Source organism: Halobellus sp. Atlit-38R (assembly GCF_003665925.1).
In the GTDB taxonomy this organism is placed as follows: Archaea; Halobacteriota; Halobacteria; order Halobacteriales; family Haloferacaceae; genus Haloquadratum; species Haloquadratum inordinatus.
In genome coordinates this window covers 59,482-75,302 of sequence record NZ_QXIJ01000009.1, presented here as the reverse complement: position 1 = coordinate 75,302, position 15,821 = coordinate 59,482, and the positions used below count along the sequence as shown (strand labels likewise).

16 protein-coding genes are annotated in these 15,821 nt (G+C 66.5%); 8 read left to right on the top strand and 8 right to left on the bottom strand.

Annotated features, from left to right (window positions below; genetic code table 11):
* The first annotated feature begins 81 nt into the window (after window positions 1-81).
* From thiE to D3D02_RS13000, 3 genes are read left to right on the top strand one after another with little or no spacing between them, the layout of a single operon-like run.
* Complete coding sequence (gene thiE, locus D3D02_RS13010) at window positions 82-768, top strand: thiamine phosphate synthase (RefSeq protein ID WP_121570428.1); 687 nt, start codon at window positions 82-84, stop codon at window positions 766-768.
* Window positions 765-1,607, top strand: a complete 843-nt coding sequence (gene thiM, locus D3D02_RS13005; RefSeq protein WP_121570427.1) for a hydroxyethylthiazole kinase — start codon at window positions 765-767, stop codon at window positions 1,605-1,607. Before thiE ends, thiM begins: the two co-directional genes overlap by 4 nt.
* A complete protein-coding gene (locus D3D02_RS13000; protein WP_121570426.1) occupies window positions 1,604-2,515 on the top strand; it encodes a bifunctional hydroxymethylpyrimidine kinase/phosphomethylpyrimidine kinase in 912 nt (303 codons plus the stop codon). Before thiM ends, D3D02_RS13000 begins: the two co-directional genes overlap by 4 nt.
* A gap of 100 nt (window positions 2,516-2,615) precedes the next feature.
* Here D3D02_RS13000 and ligA read toward each other — a convergent pair whose 3' ends face one another.
* Window positions 2,616-4,475 (bottom strand): ATP-dependent DNA ligase LigA, encoded by a 1,860-nt coding sequence (gene ligA / locus D3D02_RS12995; RefSeq protein ID WP_121570425.1) that lies wholly within the window; start codon window positions 4,473-4,475, stop codon window positions 2,616-2,618.
* Window positions 4,476-4,590: 115 nt separating this feature from the next.
* On the opposite strand from ligA, the gene D3D02_RS12990 reads away from it, so the two are divergent.
* The gene (locus tag D3D02_RS12990) at window positions 4,591-6,123 is read left to right on the top strand and encodes a hypothetical protein (RefSeq protein WP_121570424.1); all 1,533 of its coding nucleotides are present in this window, start codon (window positions 4,591-4,593) and stop codon (window positions 6,121-6,123) included.
* 53 nt (window positions 6,124-6,176) lie between these two features.
* Here D3D02_RS12990 and psmB read toward each other — a convergent pair whose 3' ends face one another.
* On the bottom strand, window positions 6,177-6,908 hold the full coding sequence (psmB, locus tag D3D02_RS12985) for an archaeal proteasome endopeptidase complex subunit beta (RefSeq protein WP_121570423.1): 732 nt from the start codon (window positions 6,906-6,908) through the stop codon (window positions 6,177-6,179).
* A 287-nt stretch (window positions 6,909-7,195) separates the two neighbouring features.
* On the bottom strand, window positions 7,196-7,381 hold the full coding sequence (locus tag D3D02_RS12980; protein WP_199723090.1) for a hypothetical protein: 186 nt from the start codon (window positions 7,379-7,381) through the stop codon (window positions 7,196-7,198).
* Between the two features lie 289 nt (window positions 7,382-7,670).
* Between D3D02_RS12980 and D3D02_RS12975 the strand changes: the two genes are divergently transcribed.
* Both D3D02_RS12975 and D3D02_RS12970 read left to right on the top strand, forming a co-directional pair.
* The gene (locus D3D02_RS12975) at window positions 7,671-8,042 is read left to right on the top strand and encodes a DUF555 domain-containing protein (protein ID WP_121570422.1); all 372 of its coding nucleotides are present in this window, start codon (window positions 7,671-7,673) and stop codon (window positions 8,040-8,042) included.
* Window positions 8,043-8,127: 85 nt separating this feature from the next.
* A complete protein-coding gene (locus tag D3D02_RS12970; protein WP_121570421.1) occupies window positions 8,128-8,670 on the top strand; it encodes a CBS domain-containing protein in 543 nt (180 codons plus the stop codon).
* 37 nt (window positions 8,671-8,707) lie between these two features.
* On the opposite strand, the gene D3D02_RS12965 is transcribed toward D3D02_RS12970, so the two are convergent.
* Together D3D02_RS12965 and purM are read right to left on the bottom strand one after the other, a co-directional pair.
* Window positions 8,708-10,090, bottom strand: a complete 1,383-nt coding sequence (locus tag D3D02_RS12965; RefSeq protein WP_121570420.1) for a cytochrome P450 — start codon at window positions 10,088-10,090, stop codon at window positions 8,708-8,710.
* Between the two features lie 31 nt (window positions 10,091-10,121).
* Window positions 10,122-11,138, bottom strand: coding sequence for a phosphoribosylformylglycinamidine cyclo-ligase (purM, locus tag D3D02_RS12960; protein WP_121570419.1), 1,017 nt, complete (start codon window positions 11,136-11,138; stop codon window positions 10,122-10,124).
* Between the two features lie 292 nt (window positions 11,139-11,430).
* Here purM and D3D02_RS12955 point away from each other — a divergent pair, with 292 nt between their 5' ends.
* Window positions 11,431-11,703 (top strand): hypothetical protein, encoded by a 273-nt coding sequence (locus D3D02_RS12955; RefSeq protein ID WP_121570418.1) that lies wholly within the window; start codon window positions 11,431-11,433, stop codon window positions 11,701-11,703.
* A gap of 21 nt (window positions 11,704-11,724) precedes the next feature.
* On the opposite strand, the gene D3D02_RS12950 is transcribed toward D3D02_RS12955, so the two are convergent.
* Entirely contained in the window at window positions 11,725-12,360 is a 636-nt protein-coding gene (locus tag D3D02_RS12950; RefSeq protein ID WP_121570417.1) for a metalloprotease, read from the bottom strand.
* Window positions 12,361-12,474: 114 nt separating this feature from the next.
* Window positions 12,475-14,136 carry a TraB/GumN family protein gene (locus tag D3D02_RS12945; RefSeq protein WP_121570416.1) on the bottom strand — a complete coding sequence of 554 codons (1,662 nt, stop codon included), beginning with the start codon at window positions 14,134-14,136 and terminating at the stop codon, window positions 12,475-12,477.
* A gap of 186 nt (window positions 14,137-14,322) precedes the next feature.
* Between D3D02_RS12945 and D3D02_RS12940 the strand changes: the two genes are divergently transcribed.
* Window positions 14,323-14,757 carry a universal stress protein gene (locus D3D02_RS12940; protein ID WP_121570415.1) on the top strand — a complete coding sequence of 145 codons (435 nt, stop codon included), beginning with the start codon at window positions 14,323-14,325 and terminating at the stop codon, window positions 14,755-14,757.
* Window positions 14,758-14,845: 88 nt separating this feature from the next.
* On the opposite strand, the gene D3D02_RS12935 is transcribed toward D3D02_RS12940, so the two are convergent.
* Complete coding sequence (locus tag D3D02_RS12935) at window positions 14,846-15,673, bottom strand: PKD domain-containing protein (RefSeq protein ID WP_121570414.1); 828 nt, start codon at window positions 15,671-15,673, stop codon at window positions 14,846-14,848.
* Between the last annotated feature and the right edge of the window lie 148 nt (window positions 15,674-15,821).

The following is a 15,821-nucleotide window of genomic DNA, read 5'->3' as shown; positions in this document are numbered from 1 at the left end:
CGCTGTTATCGACGCGCTGTACCCAGCCAGCGAGAAGTCACAGAACCTTTTTCTTGTATTAGTTTGTGGTACTACCAGATAATGGATTCAGGTTCAGGACCTACTCAGGCGGTTCCGTCGCTTCGGACGTATCTCGTCACCCAAGCCGATCGAGCCGCTGGCCGGTCGACAATCGAGGTCGTCGACGCTGCCATCGAAGGGGGCATCGACGTCGTGCAACTCCGTGAGAAGCACGCGAGCGCTCGCCAGCGCTACGAATTGGGCCAGGCGGTCCGCGAGCGGACTCGTGAAGCAGGCGTGCCGTTCCTCGTGAACGACCGCGTGGATCTGGCCGCTGCCCTCGACGCCGACGGAGTCCACCTCGGCGACGACGACCTCCCGGTTGCGGCCGCCCGCGACGTTCTCGGTTCGGCGGCCATCGTCGGCCGGTCCGTCTCGACGCCCGCCGCGGCGCGCGACGCCGAGCGGGCCGGTGCGGACTACCTGGGCGTCGGTGCCGTCTACGGGACCGATACGAAGGACGTCGACGGCGACAGCGCAGAGATCGGGACCGAAACCGTCGCGGCGATCGCCGACGCGGTCGACGTTCCGACCGTCGGGATCGGTGGCGTCACGCCCGAAAACGCCGCCCCAGTGATCGAAGCAGGTGCTGCGGGCGTCGCGGTCGTCTCTGCGATCACGGCCGCCGCCGACCCCGAGGCGGCCACCCGGCAGTTGCGCCAGCGCGTCCGGTCGGCCGCCGAGTCCCCGGAGGCCCGGCAGCGATGAGCGAGGCCGTCGGTCCCAAAGAGGCGCTCGCCGCAGTCGAGGCGGCGACGCCGTTGGTCAACGCGATCACGAACGACGTGACCGTGAACGCGGTCGCGAACGTCATCCTCCACTGGGGCGGCCTCCCGGTGATGTCCGACGACGTCCGGGAGGTCGAGGAGATGGTCGCCGCCTCCCAGGCGTGCCTGCTCAATATGGGCACCGTCAGCGAGGCCGGCGAGGAGACGATGGTGACTGCTGGACGCGCCGCGTCAGCGCACGGGTCTGCGCTCGTCGTCGACCCCGTCGGTGCCGGGGCGACGCCGACCCGTTCGCGCGTCGCCGAGCGCTTGACGCGCGATCTCGCGGTCGACGTCATCAAGGGAAATCGCGGCGAGATCGCCGCCCTCGCGGGCGAGCACAGCGACGTTCGCGGCGTCGAATCCACCGGCGAACACGCGGACATCGCCGAGACCGCGATGGCGTGTGCGCGCCAGACGGACGCGGTCGTCGTCGCCTCGGGGAAGACGGACGTCGTGGCCACCGACGAGGCGGCGTTCGAGGTCGACGTCGGCCACTCGCTGATGGGTGAGGTCGTCGGGACCGGGTGTCTCCTCGGCGGCACGCTCGCCGCGTTCTGCGGCGCGGTCGAGGATCCGCTGTCGGCGGCGCTGGCCGGCACCGTCGCGTTCGGCCTCGCCGGTGAAGCGGCGGCCGCAGGCGAGTACGGCGACTACGCGGGGCCGGCGAGTTACGAGGTCGCATTCAAAGACGCCGTGGCTGGACTCGACCCTGCGTCGCTCTCGAATGCAAAGGACCGCATCGCGCGCGTGCCCACCGCAAAGACGCATTACGAATGACCCGAGCAGATCCGCAGCGACCCCCCTACGCGCTCACAATCGCGTCGAGCGATTCCAGCGGCGGCGCGGGTCTGCAGGCCGATTTGAAGACGCTGACGCGACTCGGCGCGTACGGCGGTTCGGTCGTCGTCGCCGTCACCGCCCAGCACACACAGGGCGTCGAATCGACCCACGTCCTCCCGCCCGCGGACGTCCGCGCGCAGTTCGACGCCGTCGCGGGCGACGTCGACGTCGACGCGGTGAAACTCGGGATGCTCGCGACAGCGGACGCCGTCAGAACGGTGGATCAGTGCCTCGCGGACTACGACGGCCCCGTCGTGATCGACCCCGTGATGGTCGCGACCGCCGGCGACCGACTCCTCGCGGCAGACGCCGTGGACGCCTACACCGACCTGTTCGCTCGCGCGACGCTCGTCACGCCGAACGCCGACGAAACCGAGGCGTTCACCGGAATCTGGCCGGATGGACCCGAGTCGCGGGCGTCCGCCGCCGCGCAGTTCTTCGAGTGGGGGGCCGACGCCGTGCTGTTCAAAGGCGGGCACGTGCACGAGGCGGCGGACGGACACGCCGACGAGGGCGACGAAGGCGGTACCGTCGTCCGCGACGTCCTCTACACGGCGGCGGACTCGGGAACGGGCGACCGCCTCCCGACAGCGACGTTCGAGCACGAGCGGATCGAGAACGCACAAACTCACGGATCGGGGTGCACACTCGCGAGTGCGATCACGGCGCGGGTGGCTCACGGCGATCCCCTCGCTGAGGCCGTCGAACAGGGTGTCGCGTTCACCCGCGCCGCCATCGAACGGTCGGCAGCCATCGGCGGATCGGGGAGCGTGAACCACCTCGCGCCGAGCGGAGCGCGGAGTAGCATCGAGGGCGACTGCGACGACGCTTCTCAGCGCGACTAGCGGGCAGTCGAGGGCCGGCCACCGCGACAACGACAGTCGAGGGCCGGCCACTGCGACGGCTGTTCGTCTGCCGCGTGACGACTGTTCGTCTGTCGTGCGACTACTGCTCGTCTGCCAGTCGCTCCACGCGGCCGAGGCTGTCGGCGTCGGCCGGCGATTTGTCCTCGCGGACGCCGACGAATCGCGGGAACCGGAGGGCGTAGCCCGACGAGTAGGTCGGCGAGTGCTGGATCTCCTCGTAACCGACCTCGAAGACGACCGCTGGCTCGATCGACACCGTCTGACCGTCTTCGTGTTCGATATGCGGGGTCAGTCGTTCGGTCAGAGATTCGAGTGCCTCGTCGGTGATCCCGGTCGCGACTTTCCCGAGTGTGACGTAGGCGTCGTCGCCGGCAGTACCGCCGCCGGCTCGGTCGTCTGCACCGTCCGCCCGCGCCGACAGCAGAAACGTCCCCAGGAGGTTCGCCCGGCGGCCTTCGCCCCACTCCGCGCCGGTGACGACAAGATCCAGCGTCTCCACGTCGGGCTTGCGCTTCAGCCAGTTCCGGCCGCGCTTGCCGGGCGCGTACGTCGACTGGGGATCCTTCAGCATAATCCCCTCGTGGCCCGCTTCGAGGGCCGCTTCCTCGATCGTCGCGACCTCGTCGGGGTCGGCTGCGGCGCCGATGTCGGAGACGGCGTCGGTGTCGTCGAGCAGTTCCGCGAGTCGCTCGTGGCGCTCGGTCAGCGGCGTGTCGAGCAGGTCGTCGCCGTCGGCGTGCAGACAGTCGAACGCGCGCAGTTCGACGCGGACCTCCTCGCGCATCTGTTCGACGTCGTACTTCCGGCGGAAGCGACGCAGTACCTCCTGAAAGGGGAGTGGCGCGCCGTCGTCGTCGACCGCGACCACTTCGCCGTCGAGGACGACAGGCACGTCGACCGCCGACTCGACGAACTCGACGACCTCCGGGAGCGGGTCGGTCACGTCGTCCATATTCCGCGAGAAGAGCGCTGTCGTCTCCCCGTCGTAGTGGACCTGGACCCGTGCGCCGTCGAATTTTGTCTCGACGAGCGCCTCGCCCCACTCGTCGATCGCCTCGGTGACGCTGCCGGCCTGCGCGAGCATCGCCTGCACCGGGCGACCGACTTCGAGGCCGACGTCGGCGAGACCTTCGCGGCCCGCCTCGCGAGCGACGCGCGCGACCATCCCGTAGTCGTTCGAGACTTGGAGGGCGCGCTCGACGGCAGCGACGGGGTCGTCCCTATCGTCGCCTGCGCCGCTCGTGCTGTCGGGTGTGTCACTATCGGCGGGGTCGCCGTCGCCATCCGTGTCGTCCGGATCCGGATCCGCGTTTGTGAGTTCGTCGGCGTTTGCGTCCATCACCTCTTCTCCGTCCGCGTTTGCGTCCTCTACGTCGATATCGAGGAACGCTTCGGCGATGGCGTCCCGGACCGTTCCCTCCCCGACGCCGATCCGCATCTCGCCGAGGACCAACCGGGCGAGGAACTTCGCCTCGGTGGCGGAGGCCCGGTTGAACAGCCCGAACAGCGTATCGAGCCGTCTGCGCTCGCTGCCCGCGCCGATCGTCGCCGCGATCTCGCGGAGTTGCTCGTCGACTTCTGCGACGGTCAACTCGTCCGGCCCGCCGCCGGAGAACGCGCCGAGGCCGCGCTGGCCGCCGAACTCGTAGGTCGCCGCGACCGCGCCGATCTCACCGACGTCAGCGAGTTCCGCCTCGACGTCGTCGGCGTCGACGTTCTGCCCCGCGGCGCGGGCGATCGCTTCGTGGAGGAGTGCCGGACCGATATCGAGCGTCGTCGCGTCCCAGGCGGGGAACACCCGACCCTGGAGGAACCGGACGACGACCGGGAGGTCCGTGCCAGCGTCGCCGAGGAGGTCACAGACGTGGTCGACAGTCGCTAGATCCCCCGGCTCGTCCTCGATTTCGGCAGCGCGTGCGGCGAACTCGGCGAACTGCATCGGGCGAGCGTAGCCGCCACGCCGACAAGAGTCCGCCGACTCGGGACGAAGATGTCGGCGCCGGTTCCCGCTGGAAGCCACGGGTTTGAAGCCGTCCGCCCGCCCAGGGTGGGCTATGACTGAGGACCTGGCGGCGTCGGTACGGGACGCGCTCGCCGTCGACCCCGAGGAGTTCGAGGCGCAGGCGCGGACGGACGCCGAGGTGGTGAAGTCCGAACTCAGGGAGGGAACCTTCGACAACCACCAGTCGATCGTGGGCCTGGAGTACGAGTTCTACGCCGTCGCCGACGGCCGATGGGCGGCCTCCGACGACGCCGACGTCTACGCGCTGATGCGCGTGCCGCGTCGGCTGCTCGAACTCATCGGCTTCGAGAAGGAACTCGGCCTCCACAACGCCGAGATGACGACCAGTCCGCAGCCCCTGAACCCCGACGGCCTCCGTGCGCAGGAATCGGAAGTCCGTGCGCGACTGGGCGCGGCGCTCGACTGTACCGGGGCAGAGGGGATCCGCCTCGTGAGCGACGGCCTGTGGACGATCCCGCCGGCCGGCGAGACGGCCCGCGAGTACCTCACCGACAGCGTCGAGGCCGACGGCATCCGGATCGCGACGAATATGAGCGGCTCGGTCCGGTATCACGCGATGGCGAACGGCCCGGCGTCGCCCGAGCAGATGACGATCGACGCACCCAACGTCACGCTCTCGGCCGACACCGTGATGCCGGAGTCACTCATCACCTCGATTCAGCCGCACTACCAGGTCGCACACGCCGCCGATCTCCCGACGTACTTCAACTACGGGCTCCGGATCGCCGGACCGCTCCTCGCGCTCGGCGTCAACTCCCCGTTCTTCCCGCCGGACCTCTACGACGACGTCGGCGCGCAGAAGATCCTCGCCGACGGCTACGCCGAGCACCGCATCCTCGTGTTCGAGTCCGTCCTCAACACGGAGGACGTGAAGAAAGTGTGCTTCCCCGAGGACCTCGACACCGTCGAGCAGGCGGTCGACCGGGTCGCGAGCGATGCGACGATGGTCCCGATGCCCGTCCCCGAAGGGAATCGCTTCGACGACGAGTTCGCCACGCTCCGTCGCAAGCACGGCACCTACTGGCGCTGGGTCCGCCCAGTCTTCGACGGCGCGTCGCGGTCTTCGGCGAACGCGCGCATCGAGTTCCGACCGATCGCGGCACAGCCGACCGTCCGCGACTCGATCGCGTTCCAGGCGACGTTCGCCGGACTGATGGAGAGTCTCCCGCGACGTCGCCACCCCGCGACGGATCAGCCGTGGTCGACCGCCAGGGAGAACTTCTATGCGGCGATGCGGGACGGACTCGACAGCGGCCAGCGGTGGATCTGTAACGACGGTGTCGAGACGATGGACCCCGAGACGGTCTACGACGACATCTTCGCACACGCGGTCGACGGGCTCACCGCTGCTGGCTGCTCGGAAGCGGAGGCCGAGAAGTACGTCGACCCCCTCCGTGCGCGCGTCGAACACGAGACGACGCCGGCCGACTGGAAGGTCGATCGGGTCAGAGAGTACCTCGCCGACGGCGACTCATTCGCCGACGCCGTCGCGGAGATGCAGCGCGACTACGTCCGGAAACAGCGGGAGACACTGCTGGACGGGTCGTTCGCGGACTGGTTGTAGGAGAAGCGAGACGGGTCGAAGATCGATCGGGGGCGAGTCCCGAACGCTCGGCCTTACAGGACCTCGTCGAAGTCCTTGTGCTGGGTGATGTCGACGCCGTCCTCGGTGACGACACAGACGTTGATCCCGTTACCGGACGCGAGGTCGCGCTCGACGGCGCTTTTGATGGCGCGCGCGGCGACGGACTTGGCCTCCTCGATCGAGAGGTCCTCGTTGTACTCCTGTTCGAGGACACCGAGGGCGTACTGACTACCGGAGCCCGTGACGGTGTACTCCTCTTCGAGAATCGACCCGGCGGGGTCGATGCTGTAGATGTGGGGGCCGTCCTCGTCGACGCCGCCGAGGATCGGCTGGACGATGAAGAACGCGCCCGAGCGGAGGAAGTTCCCGAGGAGCGTCGAGAGCGCCTGCATACTCATATCCTCGCCACGTCGGGACTCGTAAAGTCGCACTTCGGCGCGGATCGAACTGATGAGCGACTGTGCGGCCGAGACGGAGCCCGCGATCGTCAGCGCGCCTCTCGGGTGGATCTCTTCGACCTTCTGGACGTTTTTCGAGGAGACCATCCGACCGAGGCTGGCGCGCATATCCGTCGCGAGGACGACTCCCTCGGACGTTTTCAGACCGACGGTCGTCGTTCCCGTCTTGGTCTCTTTGTCGCCCATCTGTTCGGCTCGTTGTTCGGCGTTTGAGAACTCGCCAAGTTCCGGCGAAAAGACGTCGGAGTGCTCACCGTTCAGCGGATCGAGACGCCCCGAAACGTCATCACTCGTAGGAGTACGCATTACCCGGTGTTGTCGCCCACCGCTGATAAATGCCACCCTTCCCACTGCTGTTGCCAGTATCGACCGCGACGGCGACACATCGGCAGGTGTCTCTGTGTCGATCGTCGTTTCCGCCCGCGTGACACCGTCAACCAAGCCATAGTAGCATTTGCAACTGATTGCTCATCTAATCGCACGACAGCGTACGGTCCGATGCGTGAAGACGTGCAAATGCTACTATAGTCGTTGCGAGAACTGCGTCGCGTTGCCACTCAGAACCGTTCTGGACGCCCAAAATCCCGATCCGTTTAGCGGCGCTGGCCGCGTCCCTCGGCGCGCTCGTAGGTCCGCTCGGCGGACTCGATGAGTGGTCGAACGGGCAGGGTGAGCCCCAGTCGCCGCGCGAACAGCGCGATCGGCATCGCCAGGATGCCGAAGAGGAGCGTCGTCTGATACAGCAGGAAGGCCGCGCCCCGGTGCAGGTCTGTCATCATCGCCTTAGCGTGCTGGCGGCGACGGTAGTATATAAATCTTCCTCGTCGACGGAGAGGTAGACGTCCACGCTGTCGTGCGATTCAAGCCGACTTTGCGACACCACAAGAACAGTTGTCCGAAGCCGGGGTCACGTCGTACGAACGCGGTCATCCGCACTGTTCGTCGGCATAAGTTATGCGCAGTATTGTCGTCGCGTACGCGCCCGACACCGGGGCGAATCGGTGACAATCACTCGCACTGGCGCGTGCGAACCACAAGACACGAAACCCCGCAGTGCGTCCTCAGCGTATGAGCAACTATCTCGTCGCGATGGAGGCCGCGTGGCTGGTCCGCGACGTCGAGGACATCGACGACGCTATCGGCGTCGCGGTCAGCGAGGCCGGAAAGCGACTCAACGACAAAGACAAAGAGTACGTCGAGGTCGAAGTCGGGGCGACGCCGTGTCCGGCTTGTGGCGAACCGTTCGACTCCGCGTTCATCGCTGCGAACACTGCGCTCGTCGGGCTACTACTCGAGATCGACGTGTTCAACGCCGACAGCGAGGAACACGCGTCGCGTATCGCCAAGAGCGAAGTCGGCGGCGCGCTCCGTGACGTCCCGCTCTCGGTCATCGACGTTATCGAGACCGAAGCCGACGAGGACGACCGCGACGACCGCTAACCCGATCCGGACCGTCCGCTGGCCTACTTGGGGTCCCCGGCGACGACCCCGAAACACTTTCCTATAACCTCGGGTAATTAGTGCTATGGAACTTCCGACCCCGCAGGATCTGCGCCAACGCCGCACGGAGTTGGACCTGACGCAGAGCACGCTCGCCGAGATGGCAAGCGTCTCCCAGCCGCTCATCGCGCGGATCGAAGGCGGCGACGTCGATCCGCGGCTCTCGACGCTCCGTCGGATCGTGAACGCGCTCGAAGAGGCCGAAGGCAGCGTCGTCCGCGCGGACGACCTGATGAACGAGGACGTCACGAGCGTCGCGCCCGACGACTCGGTCCACTTCGCACGCGACGTGATGCTCGACGAGGGCTTCTCACAGTTGCCCGTCATCCGCGATGGCCGCCCCGTCGGCATCATCTCGAACAGCGACATCCGGCACGCACAGGAGAACGACGACGTCGGGACGCTCCCCGTCGCCGACGTGATGCGCGAGTCGGTCACGACAGTCGAGCGTTCGGCGACGCTTGAGGAGATCGACGCCGCGCTCGATCACCACTCGGCTGTCCTCGTCGTCGAGAGCGGCGAAACGATCGGCATCGTGACTGAGGCCGACGTCGCGGCCCGCGTGTAGACTGTCACCGTTTCGGTTTTCTGCTGCGCCACCGGCGCTAGCGCCGACGAACGATCATCGGCACTTCACCCGCCGGTTGGGTCGTCATCTGCGGCGAGAGCGACAGTGCTCCGTCCCCGACGCGCTCGAATCGGAACCGCCGGAGGAGTTCCGCCAGCGCGACCCGCGCTTCGACGCGCGCGAAGGTCGCACCGAGACACCGCCGCGGGCCCGCACCGAATGGGAGATACGCGTCCGCCGAGCGGTCTCGGTCACGCCACCGCGTCGGATCGAACGTCGTCGGGTCGTCCCAGAAACGCTCGTCGTGATGCATCGCGAAGACCGAAACGAGCACTTCGGCGCCTTCGGGGACGACGTCGTCATCGAACCTCACAGGGTGCTTCGTTTCTCGCGGGAGCGCGTGGACTGGCGGATACAGGCGGAGGCTCTCGTCGACGACGCGCGCGAGCGTCGGGAGGTCGTCGAGGTGTTCCCACCGAATCGGGTCGTCACCGAGGACGTCGTCGAGTTCGGCTTCCACGCGTCGGTACGCCTCGGGGTTCTCTGTGAGACAGTACAGCGTAAACGTCAGCGCGAGCGCAGTCGTCTCGTGACCGGCGAAGACGAGACCGATCAGTTGATCGATAGCGGCGTCCGTCTCGCGGGGGTAGCTATCGGCGTCGTCCGATGCGTCGGCGTTCAGCGCCGTCGCGAGCGTCGCCACGAGGTCGACGCCCTCCGCTGGGTCGTCTGCAGCTGTTCTGTCGGCGTTCTCCAGCAGCGAATATACCTCCTCGCGGAGGGTCGCCTTGGCTGCATCGAAGCGACGCCGAGCAGGTGTCGGCAGCCAGTCGGGGAGCATCCACGTCACCGGCTCGAAGTAGGCGTTCAGATCGTCTGCGGCCGCCCGCAAACCGTCGCGGTCAGCGCCTGCGTCGATGCCGAGAAGCGTCGTCGCGAGGATGTCGAAGGTTAGTTCTTGCATCTCGGACAGAAGCGCGATCTCCTGGCCGTCGGTCCACGAGTCGGCGCGGCGGACGACCTGCTCGCGCATCGTCGGGAGGAACGACTGAATCCGCGATGCGAAGAAGAACGGATCCAGAAAATCACGCTGCTCGCGCCAGTCGTCGCCCTCGACGGCGATGACGCTGTTACCGAACGCGAGCGGGAAGTCGTCGGTCTTCGCGAACGCGTCGCGGTCGGTGACGAGGACGCGCTCTGCATAGTCCGGATGCGCGAGGACGTAGCGGTCCCCGACGGGGAGGTCGATGCGGAATGCGTCGCCGACCTCCTCGACGGCGTCGACGGTGAACTCGAACGGATCCCGCGCGAACCCGACGGCGTTGCCGAGGAGCGGGAGGCCCGCCGGTGCGGGTGGGCGGCGTTCGTCGCCGACGCCGCCCCGCGGCTTCTCTGACGGATCGCCGCTGGAATCACTCATTGTCCGGATAGATAGTGGAATCGAGTCGCGATCAGAGTTCGAGACCGCGGATCGAGACGCCCTGACCCTCCTCGACGCGGCCGATCACGCGTCCGTCGGTGGCGTCGGCGAGCGCTTCGGCGTCCTCGGGTGCGAGCGCGCAGACGAAGCCCGTGCCCATATTGAACGTCCGGTGCATCTCCTCGTCGGAGACGTTGCCCTCGGACTGAACGAACTCGAATACCGGCTGGGGGTCGAAGGCGTCCTCGACGACGTAGCGGTAGTCTCCCATCCGTTCGAGGTTCGTCCACCCGCCGCCGGTGACGTGCGCGGCGGCGCGGACGTCGTGTTCGCGCATCGGATCGAGGAGGTGCGTGTAGATCTGGGTCGGTTCCAGCAGCGCCTCGCCAAGCGTGTCGTAGTCGTCGAACGGGCAGGCGTCAGTGTACTCGTGGCCGCGCGTGACGGCCGTGCGGGCGAGCGTGAGGCCGTTCGAGTGAATGCCCGAGGACCGGAAGCCGACGAGTGCGTCGCCCGGGTCCGCTTCGCCGGGGAAGATGGCGTCCTTCGCGGCGAGGCCGGCGCAGGTCCCCGCGAGGTCGAGGCCACGGATGACTTCCGGCATCACGGCCGTCTCGCCGCCGACGAGTTCGAGGTCTGCCTCGTCGGCGCCGGCCCGAAGGCCCTCGCCGACCTGCTCGGCGAACGTCTCGTCGGGGTCGTCGACTGCGAGGTAGTCGACGAACGCCACCGGGCGCACGCCGGCCGCGACGAGGTCGTTTGCGTTCATCGCGATGCAGTCGATACCGACCGTCGAGTAGTCCGAGAGCGCTTCCGCGACGAGCAGTTTCGTCCCGACGCCGTCGGTGGCGAGTGCGAGGTATCGGTCGCCGATATCGAGTAGTCCGGCGTAGTCGCCCTCGCTCTCGCCGACCGCGCCGATAAGCGCCGCCGTCGCGGCCTCGCTCGCTTCGATGTCGACGCCCGCTTCGGCGTACGTCAGTTCCTCGTCGTCAGATTCGGGCTCGGCGTTCCCATCCGGATCCGCTCCCGAGTCGTCGTCAGTCATATCCGAATGCCCGCGTCGGGGCAAGAAAATACGTCCGGTCTCCGGGCGGGCCAGCACTTGACGAGAGAGTCCACCCGATGTCCTCGTCACTGCGATACCGACACCCGCGATCGCGGGAGTAGCTACCTGGAGATACGCCCACATATCAGAGTATGAACGGTCTAAGCGCTTTTGGATAGCTCATAAAACGTCCCTGAAACGTCCTCGAACCCCGGTAAACGGTCACGAAACGACTGAACGCTCGTCGCGTTATATATGGGTGCCAGTTCTACGAGGAAGTGAGGAAACACAGATGTCCAGTGTCCCCCACTCTCTCGAACCGACCCTCGCGCGCGACGCCCTCCGTCGCGGTCTCGGTGTCGTCGGTGCAGCTACTCGCGCTGGCCTCCGCAGTACGGCGGCGGCGAGCTTCTGGGCTGCCATCGTACTGCCGTTCACGTACCTCCCGCTCATCTTCGGCGGCCTGACCGGCGGCGAAGCCCTCCTCTTCGCCGGGCTGGTCGCTCTCAACGTGCTCGCGTTCGTACTCGGGCACGGCCACGAGCCAGCGTCGAGCGCCGAGTGACTGTCGGACGCTGCCGCCGGGTCAGAACCCGAATCCGACCACGAACGCGCCGATCGTCAGCAACAGCGAGGGCACGAAGAACCCCGCAAAGACGGTTTTACTCCAGTTCAGCACGGTCTTCCCGTCGAGCGGGCCGAACGGGAGCATATTGAACGTCGCCAAGAAGAGATTGATCGTGAGTCCGCGCGACCCCGCGAGTGCGAGGAAGTCGGAGCCGACGAGCACGCCGACGAAGAACACCGGCAGGAAGACGACGGCGAGAAGGGCGTTCGTTACGGGGCCGGCGATCGCGATGAGGCCGTGCTCGCGGGAAGTCAGTCGACCGCGGTGATAGACCGCGCCGGGAGCCGCGAAGATGAAGCCGGCGAGCGAACTGACGACGGCGAGAAAGAGCATTCCGTAGTCCGCGCGGAACTCTGCGACCTGGCCGAAACGGACGGCGACGACTTTGTGGGCGATTTCGTGGAGGAGAAAGCCGACGCCAGCAGTCAAGAGGCTGAGCAGGATGGGGGCGACGACGCCGCCCTGTAGAATGCCGGCGACTGCGCGCTGGCCACCACCGGCGAAGAAGATGGCGAAGGCGACGCCGAGGGCGATCCACGCCAGCGCCAGATCTTGCAGCTCCTTCGAGCTGAAGGAGATTCGAGACGTGTTCATTCCGACTGGGCGTACGGGGCGTGGGGTGTTGGCCCTTGTGGGTTGCAGTGAGCGGGCCGAAATATGGACGGCCCCGAAAGGCGATCCGCGCGAGCGGACTCACAGGACGTCACGTCACCCGATCGCGTTCCAGAGGATCTCCCAGCCGTTCTTCGCGCCCTCGAAGAGCAGTTGGGTCACGCCCGCCGCCCCCCCGAGATCGAGCGCGAACAGCGGGAGCAGGTACGCGACGAACAGCGCCGAGGCGACGATGCTGCCGATGTTCGTCGCCGCGACGACGACGATGAGGCGGAACAGCGGCACGGCGAACATCTCGTTCATCAGGTCCGGAATCGGTTTCTCCTCGTCGGCGAGCAGTTCGTTGAGCGTGCCGATGTCGGAGATGTTCACGGGGTCGTGCTGGAGTTCGATGTAGCCCGTGAACCACCCCGGCGCGAGGAATGGATTGATCGACGTCATCCACGCGACCGCGCCGCCGACGAGCGAGGACGACCACCGCGCGCCCGCCGCCTTCGCGAGCCCTGCCGCGAAGAGACCGTTGACGAGGAACCACGCGCCGAACAGTCGCAAGAGCGTGTCGTTGCCGGCCGACGAGAGCGCGAGTAACGCGAAGAACCCGACCACGACGAGCGAGATGCCCGTCCCGACGACTTTCGCCCAGGGGACGCCGCCGCCGTCCGTCCCAGTCAGCGACGACATCGGCGGGAGTTCCTCGGGGTGCTCGAGGTAGCGCTCGATCCCCTCGCGGTGGCCCGCGCCGACGACGGCGACGACGTTCGCGCCAGATTGCCGGAGCGCGACCAGTTTGTGCGCGATGAACGCGTCGCGCTCGTCGATGAGCGCTGCCGCCCCGCCGGGCGAGAACTGCCGGAACTCCTCCATCATCGCACTCACGACGTCGGTGTCGGTCATCTCGGACATATCGAACTCCTCGACGTCTTCGACTTCTCCGTAGCCGAACGTCGAGGCGAACTGCCCGAGCACGCCGCCGACGAGGACGCCGCCGACGATGCCGACCGCCATACTGCCGACGACGCGCACGACGAACGATCCCAGGAGATCGACGGCGGGTGCGGCGAGACCGAAGCCGACGCCGCCGATACCGCCGATTGCGACGCCCGCGGCCAGCGCTGCGACGAGACGATCCTCGGCGGAGAGAAGCGACGCGCCGAACGTCCAGATCGCGGCTGCGACGCCGACTGCGAGGATGACGCCGCCAGTGACACGCGAGAGCAGCGGAAGCCCGATGCCGACGCTCCCGCCGAAGATCGCCACCAGCGGGCCGAAGATCACACCGAGGACGACGCCCGCGGCGAGACCGACGCCGCGGCTGTCGCCGATACCGAAAGCGAGGCCGCCCACCATCCGGAGTTTCTCGACGATCCCCATCTGCGACCAGAAGCGCTGCATCGTCTCGTTGATGTCGCGGTCGACGAGCGCGACGTCGATTCCGTGTTCTTCGGCGGTGTCGACCGCCGAGAGCATATCCGCGCCGGGCGTCACGTCGAACTCCTCGCCGAGGCGCGCCTGCACGTACGACAGCATCCAGTAGGCGATGAACTGAAACACCGTGTTGCCGCGGAGCAGATCCCCGGGCTCGATATCGTCGGGCTCGCCGCCCTTCATCTGCCGGTATCGTCCCTCGTCGAGTTCGACGGCGACGACGTCGGGGCGTTCCGCCTTGATCGTCTCTTCCACCTCGCGGACGCTCTCCTCGGAGACGTGCGCAGTGCCGACGACGCGGACGCGACCCTTCTCGGCCGCTTCCTGACTCATTGGTCTTTCTACCGCACCGTGGTTTTTACCCCTGTCGGAGATTCGACCGGGGTTCGACGGCGCGCGATACGACGCAGTGACCTGCCGTGGCCCCGTGAGTAGCCGTACCCCCGGGAGCAACCGTAGCCCCTCCTCAGCATCCGTACGGACTCACTACCTTAGTGTGCACCCGACGAACTAGCGGTGATGTACGACACCATTCTGGTCCCGACCGACGGAAGCGACGGGATGGCGCGCGTGGTCGAACACGCGATCCACCTCGCGCGGTTGAGCGAAGCGACGCTGCACGTTCTCCACGTCGTCGACACCTCAACTGTTCCGCTCGACGCGCACAGCCAGTCCGTTCAAGAAGGGGTAGAGGAAGCCGGGCGAACCTCCGTCGCGGAGATTCACGACCGAGCGGTCGACGTCGGTATCTACGCGGTCACCGCGGTCCAGTATGGGACGCCGCATCAGGAGATTCTCGCGTACGCCGACGAGAACGACGTCGACCTCGTCGTCCTCGGCACGCACGGACGCACGGGCCTCCCGCACGTCCTGCTCGGCAGCGTCGCAGAGCGCGTCGTTCAGCACTCCGACGTGCCGGTCCTCACGGTTCGGACGTCGCCCGCAGAGCAATGAGCAGTGCGGAGGGCCGTGAGGGGCAGACAGCCTCAAGCGAGGATTGAATCAACGCATACGACGTCGTGGGCGGCGGTTCAGTCGTCGTTTACTGTCTGAAGTTCAGCGTCAGCTTTGTAGATTTGCTCGTTCTCTCGTCGGGAGCGTCATCGAAGTAGTACACTGCGCGGCCACGAATGCGGTACCGTCCGCTTTCGTTCGCGACGAGTTCGATAGACTCACCTTTCGTTCCCCCGGGACCGACCTCGTATCGTGTCGTGTACTGGCCACTTCCCTCGTCGAAAGAGGTCCCACGGACAGCCAACCCAGTGGGCACCTGCAGGAGTAATACGACGACGAGGCGTCTCTCGCCGGCGAGGTTCGACGCACTGAACTCCAGCCGTGCCGGCTCATCCGCTGACACGTTCCGACGGTTCCCCCGGAGGTATATGTTCACGAATCCGGTCTCGATATTCAACTGCTCTCTCGGGAGTTCTTCGACGTTTACGACGGTCGAGTGCTGGGCGTAGTTGCTACTATAGTCTGCTTTGCCAGTAACATCGCCGAACGTATCTGCCCGTGAAGGATCGCCCCCCAGATGTGTCTCGACGACATCCGGATCGACTACTAATAGCTTGACCACGTGACTACCCGCCCCGTCGAATGCTCGTGTCGTAGAGCGCCCCCGACCCTCGATCGTTACTCCCTCGCCAAACGCCCAGAAATAAAAGTAGCTGCTACCGTCCTCAATGTTTGCGGTGAACGCAACAGGTGTCCCGACGCGTGGGTTGTTCGGATTGATCTGAATTATTGGTATCTCGCCGGCCTCCGAATCGGAGACACTTGCAGTTTCTTGTGAACCAGATTGCCCTGCACAACCCCCCAGGCTTGCAATCCCAACAGGGAGTAAACTCCGAATTACCGTGCGCCGGTTCATACCGGTCGTTCGGAGGTCCGTGACTTAGTAGTTCAGAGAACACCTCCAACCGGGGTCCGGGAACAGTTGACCCACGACCGCTGTGCTCCCTTGTCCAACTCCACGATAGAAACAGGCCGTTCGCTGCCGCTCGGACACACAATGCGGG